This window comes from Roseovarius sp. SCSIO 43702, assembly GCF_019599045.1.
Taxonomy (GTDB): domain Bacteria; phylum Pseudomonadota; class Alphaproteobacteria; order Rhodobacterales; family Rhodobacteraceae; genus Roseovarius.
In genome coordinates this window covers 2,589,889-2,604,629 of record NZ_CP080623.1, presented here as the reverse complement: position 1 = coordinate 2,604,629, position 14,741 = coordinate 2,589,889, and the positions used below count along the sequence as shown (strand labels likewise).

The 14,741-nt window shown below is 62.0% G+C and carries 8 protein-coding genes and 1 pseudogene; 6 read left to right on the top strand and 3 right to left on the bottom strand.

The annotated features are described in order from the left end of the window. Positions 1 to 31 precede the first annotated feature (31 nt). From K1T73_RS12890 to K1T73_RS12875, 4 genes are read left to right on the top strand one after another with little or no spacing between them, the layout of a single operon-like run. Positions 32 to 1,906 carry an ATP-dependent helicase gene (locus tag K1T73_RS12890; RefSeq protein WP_220601089.1) on the top strand — a complete coding sequence of 625 codons (1,875 nt, stop codon included), beginning with the start codon at positions 32 to 34 and terminating at the stop codon, positions 1,904 to 1,906. Continuing rightward, positions 1,834 to 5,106 carry a helicase-related protein gene (locus tag K1T73_RS12885; protein WP_259400247.1) on the top strand — a complete coding sequence of 1,091 codons (3,273 nt, stop codon included), beginning with the start codon at positions 1,834 to 1,836 and terminating at the stop codon, positions 5,104 to 5,106. Before K1T73_RS12890 ends, K1T73_RS12885 begins: the two co-directional genes overlap by 73 nt. Continuing rightward, positions 5,096 to 6,955 (top strand): DrmB family protein, encoded by a 1,860-nt coding sequence (gene drmB, locus K1T73_RS12880; protein WP_220601088.1) that lies wholly within the window; start codon positions 5,096 to 5,098, stop codon positions 6,953 to 6,955. Before K1T73_RS12885 ends, drmB begins: the two co-directional genes overlap by 11 nt. Then, positions 6,955 to 8,640 (top strand): nuclease-related domain-containing DEAD/DEAH box helicase, encoded by a 1,686-nt coding sequence (locus K1T73_RS12875; RefSeq protein ID WP_220601087.1) that lies wholly within the window; start codon positions 6,955 to 6,957, stop codon positions 8,638 to 8,640. Before drmB ends, K1T73_RS12875 begins: the two co-directional genes overlap by 1 nt. Before the next feature lie 11 nt (positions 8,641 to 8,651). On the opposite strand, the gene K1T73_RS12870 is transcribed toward K1T73_RS12875, so the two are convergent. Continuing rightward, positions 8,652 to 10,184 (bottom strand): DNA cytosine methyltransferase, encoded by a 1,533-nt coding sequence (locus tag K1T73_RS12870; protein ID WP_220601086.1) that lies wholly within the window; start codon positions 10,182 to 10,184, stop codon positions 8,652 to 8,654. Between the two features lie 67 nt (positions 10,185 to 10,251). Between K1T73_RS12870 and K1T73_RS12865 the strand changes: the two genes are divergently transcribed. Beyond that, entirely contained in the window at positions 10,252 to 10,707 is a 456-nt protein-coding gene (locus K1T73_RS12865; protein ID WP_220601085.1) for a very short patch repair endonuclease, read from the top strand. 34 nt (positions 10,708 to 10,741) lie between these two features. On the opposite strand, the gene K1T73_RS12860 is transcribed toward K1T73_RS12865, so the two are convergent. Next, entirely contained in the window at positions 10,742 to 11,818 is a 1,077-nt protein-coding gene (locus tag K1T73_RS12860; RefSeq protein WP_220601084.1) for a DUF2793 domain-containing protein, read from the bottom strand. 10 nt (positions 11,819 to 11,828) lie between these two features. Beyond that, positions 11,829 to 14,168: pseudogene (locus K1T73_RS12855) on the bottom strand (glycoside hydrolase/phage tail family protein); the annotation flags it as partial. A 360-nt stretch (positions 14,169 to 14,528) separates the two neighbouring features. On the opposite strand from K1T73_RS12855, the gene K1T73_RS18080 reads away from it, so the two are divergent. After that, the gene (locus K1T73_RS18080; protein WP_220601083.1) at positions 14,529 to 14,738 is read left to right on the top strand and encodes a MerR family transcriptional regulator; all 210 of its coding nucleotides are present in this window, start codon (positions 14,529 to 14,531) and stop codon (positions 14,736 to 14,738) included. The last annotated feature ends 3 nt before the right edge of the window (positions 14,739 to 14,741 follow it).

Here is a 14,741-nt window from a genome sequence, read left to right as displayed (position 1 = left end):
TGCGAGGCGAGTTTACGAGTGAGAAGCAATATTGAACGAACAAAAGCCCCCCGAAGCAAGCCATCTGATCACAGAATGGGACGCCGATCAGTTGCGTGTAATCACTGAAAGCAGTGGTGCTCGCTTGGTCGTTGAAGCAGGCCCAGGGACAGGCAAGACTGCTGTTGCTTGCGCTCGCCTTGCACACCTGATCGCAAATGAAGATATTGAGCCAAGCAACATATTGATGATCAGCTTCACGCGAGCAGCGGCGGCAGAAATACGAAAACGCTTGTATTCGTATGTCGGAGAGGCTTCATATGCTGTTCGCAATGCAACTATTGACTCACACGCTTGGACAATCAGATCAGGCCACGATCCAAATGCTCGCGTGACGCAGTCCTATGATGATAACATTGATCGCGTTATTTCATTAATGAAAACTGATGAAGACGTGGCCGAGGAACAGTCGAGACTTGAGTATGTAGTTATTGATGAGGCGCAGGACATTGAGGGCCGTCGTGCAGAGCTTATCGCAACGATGATCAAGCTTCTCCCGCCTGATTGCGGCGTAACGGTATTCGCGGACGAAGCCCAAGCAATATATGGGTTCTCAAAAAGAAAATCTAGACGCAATAACTTGGAGACGGACAGCTCTCTGCTGGTTCGTGTTCGCGCAGGTGTCTGCGGTCACTTTTCTGTGCTATCTCTGAGTGAAGTTCACAGAACGTCAACCCCGCAACTCAAGACAATCTACTCCGAATTGCGGACGGAATTGATGAAGCCGGAGCACCAAGTGATGGAGCTCCGCGAGTGGGTAGCGGGTGCAATCGAAAACCTGTCCGCCGGTGACATTGAAAGCTTCCTCAAGCAATATCCAAAGGATGCGCCGCAGGACCTCTTGGTTCTATTTCGAAACCGGGCGGATGTCCTTGAGTTCTCGCAAGGGCAGATGGATGCGCACAGGCTTCGTTTGACGGGGTATGAGCCGGGATTACCCGCTTGGCTGGCTCTATGCTTCTCGGATTTTCGAGAGCCATTTGTCTCTCGGGAGAGGTTTTCTGAGCTTTGGCGCGGCAATATTGGCGAGGAGAGTTCTGCCAGAGAGGGGTGGCTTCTCGCTTGGGATGCACTGCTGAAGTTGGCGGGTCGGCGTGGCGATGTAGTAGACATTCTTCAGCTAAGGCGCCGGTTGGCAGGAAGGCGTCCTCCCATTGAAATCGCTGAAACTGAATTTGGACTGGAAGGCTTCACGTTAAGTACGATCCACGCCAGCAAGGGACGCGAGGCCGACGTAGTAATTCTCATGATGCCAACGGCACGCAAATTGCGCTCCGTGGAGGACGTCGTGGAAGAGGCGCGCGTTCTTTTTGTCGGTGCGACGCGTGCGCGCAAGGAGCTATACGTAGTGCCACGAGAACATTCTTGGGCTCAAAAGCTATATTCGGGGCGTAATTTCCATTCCAGTCAGAATTTTTCTGAGCAGCGGGTTTCAATTGAAGTCGGTCGAAACGGCGACATTGAGGTGAGTGGGCTTGTCGGAATGCAAGGGTTTCAACGCGCTGAAGCGTCAGCCGCTCAAAAATACCTAGCTGCCTCGGCGCAATCCGTCATGGTTTTCCGCCTTTCTCGCCGACAAGGCGTGGGCTTCAAATATGGTATTGACACTGATGATACCGCTAGGTGCGTTGGCATGATGTCGGACAACTTCTCACGAGATGTCCGGGAACTATCCTGCACCACTAGCAGTAAAGCATACAATGCCCCTGAGTTAATCGAAAGTGTCCGGGCGCAAGGCTGTTCATCGATTGTGCTCTCGCCGGAAGATGAAACAGTTGCATCTTTACATGAGCCATGGGCGTCTACTGGATTTATTCTCAAGCCAAGGCTTGCGGCTTTCCCAACTTACAAGACTCAACGAAAGTAATATCGATGCAGGACAGATCAGAGGACAGAGACGTCGTTGCGCTCAGGCTCGCCCAAGACCTTGTCGGCCCCCGCGCCGAAGACGAGGAACTTCCAGCCCGGCCTTCCGATGTCTACCTGACCGGCATCCTCTGGCCCCAGCGAACTAGCATGTCGGGTGAGGATGACGATCGCCTCGGCACAGCAGGTGCGAGCGCCGCGGAGGAGAGCAATGGCGAAAGCGATGCGGTCCGGACCGGATCGGTCCAGAAACCGTCCGTCGCTGGCATATCCTTCAGCGCAAAGGCGGACGGTATCGCGCAGGTACGCGTCGTCTGCAGCTTTGGGACCTATCGGGCCGAGAAACGCGACGATGGCGACGTATGGACTCGGCAATCTCACAGTGTCGAGATTGCAGCCCTCGAATTATCGCCCGGCCCGACGCGCGAGATCCGGCTCGCCGAACACAGCGAAGGTCTTCCCGACGTTTCCCTTAGTGTCAGATGCATCAAGGCTGCGGATACGGTCCTGGTAACCCTTGCTCTGGTCAATTCGATGGTGCCGGAACAAGACCGAAACGAGATCGAGGCGGCATCTCTTTTTCAGACCTCGCTCCGCATAGAACCCTGCGTCGGTACTCTTCTGGTCCCGAAACCTGCAAGGCGTACAGCTCCGGATAGACCGACGACTGGCGGCGAAACGGACACTTTGACAGACGAAGAAAGCGGAGCGCTTCTCTACAGGAACGTCGCAGAGTTTGCCGTCGGCCACGTCTGTTCGGCCGAGTGGGAAGAGGCAGAGGCTTCAGCAGGCTCACGCCCCCATGCTCTATGGGTTGCAGCAACATGGCTACCCTCGGCCATTGTCGAGGGCGTGGATCCCAATGGTCATCCATATTTCGCCGAGCTGGGGAGTGAGCGCGGGACCTTCGACCCCCTCCTGGCCGAGGCGCTGGCCTCTGCCGACCCGACGACCCTTAGGAACGGACTTGTCACCTTCTGCGACGCTTATGCACGGTGGATCGAGACGCAGAGGAAGCGGCTGGAAGATGCCGGGGACGTCGCCCCTGCATTGAAGCATGTTGCCGAGGAACATCTCATCCAGTGCGACAAGGCTCTGGATCGCATGCGAGCCTCGGTTGATGAACTCGGCGCCAACCCGAGGCTGCGGAGAGCGTTCCAGCTGGCAAACTTCGCCATGCACCTGCAGCACTCGTGGGACAAGTCGAAGAGCCGTCACGGCTCCCTCCGCTGGCGCCCGTTCCAGCTGGGCTTTCTGCTTCTGAGCGCACCGTCGTCGGTGATCCGGGATCACGAACACCGAGGAGTCATGGACCTGCTCTGGTTCCCGACGGGTGGCGGTAAGACCGAGGCTTATCTGGCGCTGATCGCGTGCATCGCCGTCTACCGCCGCCTCTCAGACAATGCGGACGACCACAGCGGCGTTTGCGCCCTAATGCGCTACACCCTTCGTCTTCTTACAACCCAGCAGTTTGCGCGTTCCGCCGCAATGATCGTGGCCCTTGAGGCCATCCGCACTGGTCGGGTAGCCGCACCCGAGGGACTGCCGCTTCAGGGCGGAGAGCCTTTCTCGATAGGCCTGTGGGTTGGTGGTGATGCCACCCCCAACAAGCGGACCGCCGCTTACGCTTCCATCGTCCAGCGTTCGCAGGAGGTGGCTTCGCCAAAGCAACTCGCGCGTTGCCCTGCCTGCGATTCGAAGCTGAACTGGTCGATAGCAAGCCCGACATCGCGTGTGGAGGTTTCGTGCGAGAACCCCGAATGCGCGATGTGCGGGCTGCTTCCGGTCCATACCGTCGACGATGATGTCTACGACATCCGCCCGACGCTGATCATTGGAACGGCAGACAAGTTCGCGCAGGTGGTCCGAGAAAAGCGAACCAACAGCCTGTTTGCCGTCTCGGAAGGGTCCCCTCCTGACCTGATCATCCAGGACGAGCTTCATCTCATTTCGGGTCCGCTTGGGACAATTGCTGGCGTCTATGAGTCCGCTTTCGACCTGATGTTCGCCGCGCGCGGACATCGCGCCAAGGTCATCGGCTCGACGGCTACGATCCGCAGGGCGCCGGAACAGGTTCTGGCGCTTTTCGATCGCGAGGCGTTCCAGTTTCCGCCGCCGGCCATCGACCATGACGATTCAGGGTTTGCGGTGCGCGACCGCCGCCCCAGCGCCAAAGGACGGCGATATCTCGGGGTCACGACAGCGGGCCGATCCGCGAAGTTCACCCTTCAGGCAGTGGCTGGCTCCCTGCTGCAGACTGTCTTCGGAGCGTTTAGCGACGATGTCCGTCGGGACGCCTACTGGACACTTGTCGGCTACTTCAACTCCCTTCGGGAGCTCGGCGGCGCCCTTGTACTGATGCAGGATGACGTCACCGACAGTATCGCGCTCTACGCGAACGCTCGCTCGGAAGAGAAGCGCCCTCTGAGCAACGTCGAAGAACTCACCTCTCGCCGGACGCAGGAGGAGATCCGCGAGATGCTCGATCTTCTCGATATCAAGGTTGGGGCTCCTGGCGCAGTCGATGCGGTGCTTGCGACTAACATGGTGAGTGTCGGCGTCGACATCTCCCGACTGGGACTGATGCTCGTCAACGGGCAACCAAAGACGATCGCAGAGTACATCCAGTCAACGAGCCGCGTCGGGCGCGGTGACGTGAGCGGCTTGGTCGTTTCGGTCCTAAACAACGCCAAGGCAAGGGATCGCTCGCATTTCGAGACGTTCTGCAGCTGGCACCGCACATTGTACAGGGACGTTGAGGCGACAAGCGTCACACCCTTCGCCTCGCGTGCTCGCGACAGGGCGCTGCATGCCGCTCTTGTGGCGGCAGTACGCCATCTGGTTCCGGACATGCTAGACTCCCCTCGAATGGAAGACGAGGCGGAAGACGAGGCAATGGATCTCATCGACCTCCTTGTAGAGCGGGCAAAACGCATCGATCCGGAAGAGACGGCCGTGCGGGATGAACTCGAACGGCGCCTCGATATATGGCGAGCAAGATCGCCGACGGTCTACTGGAGCGACTACAAGGGAGGGAAATCCCTTCTGCAGAGCGCAGAGCGCGCTGCCGCTCGTCGAGCTGCCGGCCGCGATGCTGGCGCCGCCTGGCCTACCCTCAACTCCATGCGGACCGTCGAAGCCGGAACCCCATTCAGGATGGCCCCAGTACTGAGGGCAAAGGACGATACGCATGAAGAATGAGTTGCAGGAGCTGCGGCGAAGCGCAGTCGTTTCTACCTTTGGTCCCGGTTCCGTCGTGGACTTCAGAGCAGGTGGAGGAGCCGTCTCTGGCATCGCTGCAGGGCTCGAGGAATGGGATCAGTCCTTCCCTCCGGCGGGACTGGCGCACCCGCAGGTCATCCGCGAGACGCGCCTCCAGAAAAAGCTCCGCGTCAAGGGATTCAGAACGCCCCCTGTGACGCTGGAGCGGGGAAAGGATGACGATCCGGATACCCGGCGTCTGGTTGCCGTGCGCTTCCCGAAATGGCTGCAATGCCCCAGCTGCGATGTCATAAAGCCGGAGCGCCGATGGAAGAACGACCCGGGAAAGGCCTACCGTTACTGCCCGACGTGCACCGAAAAGGCCCATGGCGACAGCAAGGTCTTTGTCATTCCTGTTCGCTTCGTCATGGCATGCAAGCATGGGCATGTTGACGAGTTTCCGTGGGACTGGTGGGTCGGACACAAGCCGGAGTGCTCAGTCGCTAAACGGGAAAACACGGATCGCCATCCGGGGCTTGTCCTGCGGTCAGAGAGACCAGGCCTCGCCGGTCTGATCCTCAGCTGCTCGAAGTGCGGCGCACGCCGATCTATGGATGGCGTTTTTTCCAAGAAGACGTGGGAACGCGGCCCCAAATGCCGCGGCCATCGACCATGGCTGGCCGATGGCAATGAGAACTGCGGCAAGGAGCAGTACGCCGTTCAACGAGGAGCGTCGAACCTGTATTTCGCCGTGACGGAGTCAGCGCTGAGCATTCCACCTTGGTCAGACCGCCTTCAGGAGGTGCTTGGTGACTGGTGGAGTTCTCTGACGAACCTCGACGACCTGTCGAAGCTCGAGGAATACATCGACTTCCTTGCGAAGGGCGACCTTGAGAGCGTTCTAAAGGAACTCGAAATGTCCCCTGCCGAACTGGCGGAAGCGATCCGTGCCCGCCTGACGTCTTACGGACAGCTGCGGACCGATGATCTGAGACCAGCAGAGTATCGACAGTTCGTCACGGAACCCGGTCGCAGTCGAACCCCCGACATCGACTTCGAGACACGCCGGGAGGCGGTCGCCGCGGAAATCGCCCCGTGGATTGCAAGGGTCGTGAGGGCTGTCCGGCTAAGAGAGGTGCGAGCCATCAAGGGATTCACCCGCATCAACCCACCAGGCGATCCAGACTCGCCAGAGGTGGCTCGTCTCTCCAAGGAGCCGCTTGAATGGCTACCAGCCATCGAGGTTCGCGGCGAGGGCATCTTTCTCGCTCTGAACGAGGAGCGCCTGTCAAGCTGGGAAAACCGACCAGACGTCGTGGCGCGCGTTTCCGAGTGCGAGACGCGGCATCAGGCCGACTGGAAGGAACGGTACGGAGAAGACGCCAAGCCACCTCAGGCGATCACCCCGCGATACATGCTCTGCCACACCCTCGCGCACGCTCTCATGCGTCAGCTTACCCTCGAATGCGGCTACTCCTCGGCATCTCTCCAGGAGAGGATCTATGCCGGTACTGGCGAGGAGCAGATGGCGGGACTTCTCATCTATACCGCGACCCCGGACTCGGATGGGACGCTCGGTGGGCTTGAACGTCAGGGGAAGGCGGGGCGCATTGCAGGCATCCTCCAACGTGCAATCGATGCGATCGAATGGTGCTCTTCGGACCCGCTCTGCATCACCGACATGATGGGAGCCGAGAAAAGCTACTCCCATTCGGTGTGCCACGCCTGCTGTTTTGTCCCGGAGACGTCGTGTGAAGCGTTCAACAGCTTCCTCGACCGTGCGCTCCTCACCGGCGACGGGACGGGCTCGGGTCTCGGCTACTTTGAAGAGATGCTTCGGAGAAGCTGATGGCAGTGCTCTGGCCCAAAAAACTTCCTCGTTCGGTCCTCGACGATCCGAGGCGAAAGGCAGAGGTTCGCGTCTACGATCGCCTCGCCGAGGTGCTCGACGACAGCTTCCATGTCTTCTACTCGAGCCCTTGGCTGGGCACCGACAGGCTCGGAAACGAGAAGGATGGCGAATGCGATTTTCTGATCGCACATCCCGAGCACGGCATCCTCGCAATCGAGGTGAAAGGCGGCAGGGAAATCTCGTTTGACCCGAGAGACGGCCAATGGCGCAGCACGGATCACGGCAGGTTCGTCCACAAGATCAAGGATCCTGTTGCACAAGCGCGCAGCGCGAAACATGAGATCCTGAAACGGCTGAATGATTCACCGAGGTGGCGAAGCCGCTTTGTTCATGCTGCTCACGGGGTGATCTTCCCAAGCGCCGGCGCGCCTCCCGGCAATCTTGGCGCGGATCGGCCGACCCGGATCTTCTGCTGTTCACGGCAGTTTCACGCTGGGCTTGACGCATGGATTTCCGAGCGTCTCAAGGCTGGCCAGCGCCCCGACAACTGCGAGCCGCTCGGGCGTGATGGCATTGCTGCGCTGGAACGCCTTCTCGCGCATCCTTTTACGCTGAGCTTCCGGATTGGGGCCGCGCTGGCTGAAGCCGATACGGAGTTTCGCGTCCTTGAGCCGTCCCAGTACCAGATCCTCGACATGATCGCCGATATCCCGCGAGCACTTGTTCGGGGTGGTGCAGGTACTGGTAAAACGGTTGTAGCGATCGAGGAAGCGCTCAGATCCGCGGAGGCCGGGCGAAAGACCCTCCTGACCTGTCACAGTCGTCCGCTGGCAAGGAATCTCGAACGAAAGCTGAAGAACGTCGAGAACCTCACCGTTGCCGGATTTCATGCACTGTGCGGGCGGATCTCACGGCAGACAGGCATCTCGGCGCCTTCCGGGATCAGCGAAAGGGAACTCTACGAGAGCGCGCTTCCGAATGCTCTCTATCGCGCGATGGAGGCTCAGCCTGCACTCCGATGGGACACCGTCATCGTCGACGAAGGTCAGGATTTCCGCGACGACTGGTGGATCGCACTGGATGCATGCCTTTTGCCCGATGGACGTATCCGCGTATTCATGGACAGCAATCAACGGGTCTACGAGAGTGCTGGCGATGGCGCTCGCGATCTAAGCGTGGTTCCGGTTCGCCTTTCCCGAAACCTTAGGAATACGAAGAACATCCATAAGGCTGCATCGGTGCACTATTCGGGACCAGACATTGTCGCGGACGGGCCCGATGGCCTGGAAGTGTCGTGGGTCAGCGCAGAGAGTCCGGACGCGAAGGTCGAGGCGGCGTACCGGGAGCTTCGAAGGCTCGTTCTCAACGAGGAAGTAGCCCCCGGTGACATAGCTGTGCTCGTCAACGGCCCTGCCGCCCGGGCGAGCTTCCTCGAGAGAAGCAGCGGGACCAGCATTCCGCTTACCGATGCCGAGATCATGGCACTCGAGGACGTGGTCGTGGACACCGTGCGCCGATTCAAGGGGCTCGAACGACCTGCAATAGTGCTGATCGTCAGCGGCGACGAGATGGACCGACGCGAACTTGCCTATGTCGCTTTCTCGAGGGCGCGGGCATATCTGTGCGTCGTGTCATCGCCAACGGAGGCGAAGTGGTTGTCGGAGGGATTGCCGGATGCTTGAGCATCCTGCCCTCAAGCCAGCGCGCTCAGGACCAGCCCTGCAATCTGGCGTGCCAGAAACGGCGGCACGGCGTTCCCGACCTGGACGTACTGCTGGGTCCGGTTGCCCATGAACAGGTAGTCGTCGGGGAATGTCTGAAGTCGCGCAGCTTCGCGCACCGTCAGGCTGCGGCACTGCAGAGGATCGGGATGGATGAAGTAATGACCATCCTTCGAAATGTGGCTCGTGACAGTGGTTGAGGCCTCATCGGCCAGCTGGACCCGGAACCGGTCATTGAACACCCCGCTGTGCCAGTTGCGATGATCCGGGCTTAACACGAGAGGAAAATCGGCGGCCTTTGGGCTATAGCCGCGGACAGCCCCGAACACGGAGGCGAACAGGTAGCGGCCAAGATCAGACGCCATGTGTCCCCGCGTCTCGTGCTGGGCGATTGCGCGAAGGTCCGGACGCTCTAGCCAGTTCAGCAGTTCATCGTTTGAACTCCCGTAGCCGTCAGAAAGTCGCGTGTCCTTCCGACTGACCGGGGCTTCCTTCGCCATGCGCCTTGCAACGGAAGAGAATGCCTTCCGGAGCGCTTCGCTCTCCTTCTCGGGGTAAATGCGCGCCAGCAGTCTCGCGGCTTCGACAACCTCCTGCCGCCAGTCTGCCGCGCTATCCGCCCCTCGACTGATGCCACTGCGCAAGCACGGCATCGTGCCAATAGCGTCACTGACCGTCCGCGTCCGCTCGGAAACGGCCATGCTGGCGCCCGCCGCCTTGCCAGCCAGATCAGACCTGATCCCGACGAGGATCACCCGGTGACGCCGCTGCGGAACCCCGAACTCTTCGGCGCGCACGACGAAGTCCGAAGGTCGCACCGCCTCCCTCAGGTTGACCTGCCCGCCTTCAACCCGAATGGCACGGAGTTCGTATTGATGGCCATGACCACTCCCCAAGGAGGTGAGGTCCTCCATCAGCATCTCGAACACGAGCCTGCTCTCGACCGTCGAGGACAACATGCCCTTGACGTTCTCCATCACGAAGGCTGCCGGCCGAAGCCTGTCGAGCACCCTGATGTACTCGCGAAACAGGTAGTGCCGTTCATCTTCCTCAGGCACATACCCGACCTTGCCCCTCGAGCGAGCCCGACCCACGAGGGAGTAGGCCTGACACGGCGGGCCGCCGATCAGGATCGTGTCGTCGTACCCCGACTTCAGTTTTTCGATGGCGGCATCGATCGCCGTTGCTGCGGCCTCGGTGCCAAGTTCGAGACCGCGGGCCTCCTCGGTGGCCAACCGCCAAGCAGACGCGTCGACTTCCGCCCAGTCCGGTTCAGAAGTTTGACCCGCATGGAAATCGATGAACTGCTGCGGCAAGCTGCCATGACGCGACCGGTACTCGCGCAGAAACGCGCGCAGCGTCAGAGTGCGCTGCGCCGAAGCCTCCTTTTCGACCGAAATTCCGATCCTGAACGGCGCGTGGCTCTCCTCGACAAGGGATGCAAACCCCTCGCCAAGTCCGCCGGGGCCGGCAAACAGATCGACGATGCCGAAAGTCGAAGGCAAATCAGGCTCCTGACGAACTTCATTCAGCCGGTGTATACCAGGTTCAGGGACAAAAACCAGGACGCATGTGACAGATATTGTGGATCAGCAGACCCGCTCCCGAATGATGTCTGGGATCCGGGGGAAGGACACGAAGCCCGAGCTAGCGCTGAGACGGGCGTTGCACGCGCGCGGTTTCCGATTCCGGCTCCATTCGAAGACGGTCCACGGTCGACCGGACCTCGTTCTGCCGAAGTATGGCGCCGTCGTCTTCGTACATGGTTGTTTCTGGCATCGTCACGAGGGGTGCCGCTACACCACCACACCATCGACCCGCCAGGCGTTCTGGCAGGCCAAGTTCACCGCGAATGTCGCTCGGGACGCAGCGGTTCGCGGGAAGCTTCTGAACGACGGCTGGCGCGTTGCAACCGTGTGGGAGTGCGCGCTTCGGAAACCGGATCAAATTGTCGCGTCGTTAGACAGCCTGTCGGCATGGCTGCGATCCGAGAAAGACGACATCGAAATCGGCGCCAGAGACGCGTAGCCGCAATGAGATGCCCCTTAACTTGGACGCACGCTCAACCGACCTTGCAGCCCCAGAACGAGGTCTGATCGGCTGCGAAATAGCCATCCGCGGCGCGGAAGTTACCCTGCAGCTCGACTGTATCGCCGGCGGTGAGCGCGATCATCGTTTGTAGCCAGAGCGCCGTGGACTCGGAGAAATGCGCGCCGCTTATCTCGCCGCGCGAACCGCGGATCTCGGTCGTGCCGTTCAAAGCGAGCCGCCCGCTCATCCGCGCCGACGTGCTAGCGTTGACCTTGTACATCAGCGTCGCGCCTAAGAGGTATGTGCCGTCTGCGGGCGCCACGAAGTGGTTGTTCGCAGCGTCGAAGGCCCCTTGGTCATTGTAGTTAGTGTTGTTGAGGCCGATCTTCGTCCAGGTCCCGACGCCGACATAGTTGTCGTAGTTCGTGTACGCCTTGAACCGCGGCAGCCGGGGCTGGTCGACGATGCCAGTGGTGTTGTCGACGCTGAGCCCGTCGAAGAAGGCGCTGCCGTCGGCGGAGACCGCGAGCCGGAAGCGGTCCGACCCGAAGAGGCCGACGAGGGCCTTGGTCACGAAGCCGGTTTGCAGCGTCAGCCCGAGATCGTCGCCTGCCGCCTCCTTGTTCATGGTGTAGAAAAGGTCACCGGTGCCGCCCTCGGCGACGGTCTTCGCGGTCCAGAGCGCGGCATTGAGCTTGGCCGAGAACGGGTTCGACGCATCCGCCGTCGTGCCCAGCCCAAGCAGCGCGAGGTTCTGCAGCGTGTCCGGGGTTGTCCCGACCCAGCCCGTGCCGTCGTAGACCAGCAGCAGCCCCTCGTCCTCGACCCACACACGCCAGCCGGTGCGCGGCGGAAGGCGCAGCCACACCCCGTCGGTCCAGAGCGCGACGTTCAGATCCCAGCCCGCCCAGTCGCCCGTCGCACCCGAGGCGACGATGTAGCGGTCGCCATCGGCGGGGCTGGGAGGCGGCGCGGTCAGGTTGCGGTCGATAACCGAGAGCTGGACGAGCCCGTCGAGGATCCGCAGCGCCTCGTTGTGGGTGACATGCTTCTGGGCCTGTGCCGCGAGGATGTAGGGCAACAGGAGATGGGTCGTGGCGTCGGACATGGGTTGGCTTTCAGAGCGTGAGCGTGACGGTCTTGGGCGCGCCCCGCCCGACGAGGGCGGAGAGCTGGTAGATGCGGACGTCGAGCGTGTCGCCGGGCCCGAGCGGCGCGCCCCAGCCGGCGGTCTGCTGGGCGGCGGTGTAGACCGCGCTGGTGGTGGTCGCAGTCAGCATGCGCTTCACGCTCGCGCCGTCGAGGATCTCGACATCGTAGCCTTCCTGTTCTTCTCCCAGCGGCACCTCCAGCCCGCCCCAGCTGTCCGCTGCGAGCGCGCGGGACCGGCGCGTCCAGCGGATCGTCAGATCGCCGACAGTACGCGGCCTGCGCCACGGCTGCGCGACATGCGCGACAGAGAATGGCCGCAGCCCGACACCCGTAGGCGTGAAGGCTTTTGCCACATAGGTCTTGTCGCTGACCGGACGGCTCGCGGGGCCGATGCGCCAGTTCCACGGGATGCCGAGGTCCGCCTCTGCAATGGGCAGCGAGGCGAGGCTGTCGCCCAGCACCACCACCCGCGCGCCCTCTAGCGCCGGATTGCCCATGCTGCCTTCCGTGCCCCGCTGGCCGCGCAGCAGCCGCGTCAACCGGTACCGGCCCGGGGCAACCAGTTCGGCCGCGCCTGCCTGGACGATCTCCCAGGTGCCGGGCGCGCCCTCGATCGCTAGCGCGTTGGCACCGCCGAAGAGGCTCAAGTCGGTCACGCTTTCCAGTGTCCCGGTGAGCAGATCGACCACAAGCACGTTGCCCAGGTCGAAGCGCGAGGTCGGTCCGGCGTAGAAGTCGGAGACAAGCGTCCCGATCCTTGCGCGCGTTCCGAAGCTGGTGAGCAGCTCGAAGCCGTCCGCCGAGGGGCTGCGGAACACCGCCATCGCGCCCGGCCATGGTGTTGCATGGGCGGCAGCGACGGGCCGATGCGCCGGCTGGTCCTCGGTGAGCTGCGGCAGGTCGAGCAGCACCGCCTCGGGCGGGCCGAACACCACCACCTGCGACAGCGCCGAGGGCCGCGGGGCTCCCGGCGGCAGGTCGTAGGCCTCCCGGTCCTGGCGCACCGCCTCGATCCCGCGCGCCTCGGCGTCGGCGATGGAGACGAGCCGCAGGTCGACCAGCCGCCCGTCATGCTCCAGCCGGATCGCGTCGGCCGGATCGAGCGCGAGGCGCGACGGCGGCAGACGGAACGCCGCCGTTTCGCGCCCCACCCACGCTTCCATCAGCGCACGGCGGCAGCAGCGCTCGGCTTCCTCGGGCGGCACCGCCATGGGGAAGGGTTCGGACGGGATCCGGGTGGTGTCGACGGTGATGCGGCGGGCCTCGACCTGCGCGGCCTCGTAGTCCTCGTCGGCGCGGGCGACCTGCCACTTCAGGGCCTGCGGCAGTTCGGTCTCCTGACCGCGGGTGAGTTCCACGACTTCGCCTTCTCGAGCGGCGACCAGGTCCTCCGGTGAGACGCTCGCCACTGCCGCCCGGCCACGCATCACGAACCGGATCACGCCCTCGGTCTCGACCGCGTCGAAGCCGAAATGCCGGGCCAGCGTGGCGATCGACGCGCGCGGGCTTTCCAGCGCTGTGATGGCGTAACCTTCGACCGCGCCCCAAAGCCCGGTGACGTCGATGCGGTCCTCGGGTAGCCCCGCGCGCAGGCAAAGGTGCCGGACCAGTGCGGCCAGCGACACCGCGCCGAGACGCCCAGTCAGCCAGTGTCCGAGCCGCCAGTTCCCGCCGTCCGTCCAGACATCCGTGAGCGCAGGGAAGAACGGGTAAGGCCGCGCGTCCCAAGTCCAGGCGGCGCATTCGGGCACATGCACCATCCGGCCGCCGTAGACCGACGAGACCGGGTTGTTCGCGGTCTCGCCCCAGAACAGATACGTCGTCTCGAGATATGCCCGCTGGATCGCGTCGTCCCGCCAGCCGCGGGAGAAGTACGGCACGAAGCTCTCGGAGGATTTCGGATCGAAAAAGACGTTGGGCTGGTTCGTTCCACGGTCGATGGCGGGGCAGCCGAGCTCGGTGAACCAGATCGGCTTGGACTCGGGCACCCATGCGGTCGGCGTCCCGCTCTCCACCCCGCCCGGGCGATCGTAATGCTGGTTCGACCACCAGCTGCGTAGATCCTTGTAGCGGAAGACCCACGGCTTGCCCGAGGCGCCGTCCGTGATCGCGGTGCGGACCTGCGCCGAGCGGTGGGCCGCGCTGGCATAGAACCAGTCGAAGCCCTCGCCACCTGCGATGTTAGCCTGCAGGTAGGCCCGGTCGTAGATCGCGGGCCAGTCCTCGGCCGCGTCGGCGTGCTCGAACCCGTCCCGCCAGTCGGAGAGCGGCATGTAGTTGTCGATACCGACGAAATCGATCTCCGACGGCATGGGGCTGGTGGCCAAGCGGCTCGAGCACATCCCGAACAGCGACCCGCCCGCGGTCCGAGTCATCTCGGACAACGGCTTCTACAGCCCCTACGAGCGAACGGCCGACGAAATCCACATCGTCGGCCGCATCCGTTGGTTCGCGCGGGAGATCTGAGGTGATCGCGTTCAGGGAGCTTGACGATGCCGACTCAGCGCAGGGGTGTGCCATAAGAGACTTGCTCTTCAACTGGGCCCACGCGCCCCTCGTCGATCCGAAAAATCACTTTCGTCGTATTCATGCGGTCGGCGCAGAGATTGACGCCCCTTGGCAACTATGGTCAAGTATAGTCGAACATACGCTCTGGGAGCCAATTCATGCCGAGAAGCGTTGCAGGCGAGAAGGTTTTCTCGATCGGCGAAGTTGCGGCGCAAGTTGGCGTTTCGAAGGCGACGCTGCACAGGTGGCTTCGCGATGGCAGAGTGTCCGAACCGCGACGGGACAGAAATGGTTGGCGCATCTTCTCGGTGCGAGATGTTGAGGAAATTCGTTCATGCGCCGACAGAACCAGCACCGGAATGACCTGACTT

Coding starts and splice junctions, on each gene's coding strand:
- K1T73_RS12885 (WP_259400247.1), top strand. CDS start 1,834: ATGGGCGTCTACTGGATTTATTCTCAAGCCAAGGCTTGCGGCTTTCCC.
- drmB (WP_220601088.1), top strand. CDS start 5,096: ATGAAGAATGAGTTGCAGGAGCTGCGGCGAAGCGCAGTCGTTTCTACC.
- K1T73_RS12875 (WP_220601087.1), top strand. CDS start 6,955: ATGGCAGTGCTCTGGCCCAAAAAACTTCCTCGTTCGGTCCTCGACGAT.
- K1T73_RS12860 (WP_220601084.1), bottom strand. CDS start 11,818: ATGTCCGACGCCACGACCCATCTCCTGTTGCCCTACATCCTCGCGGCA.
- K1T73_RS18080 (WP_220601083.1), top strand. CDS start 14,529: ATGCCGAGAAGCGTTGCAGGCGAGAAGGTTTTCTCGATCGGCGAAGTT.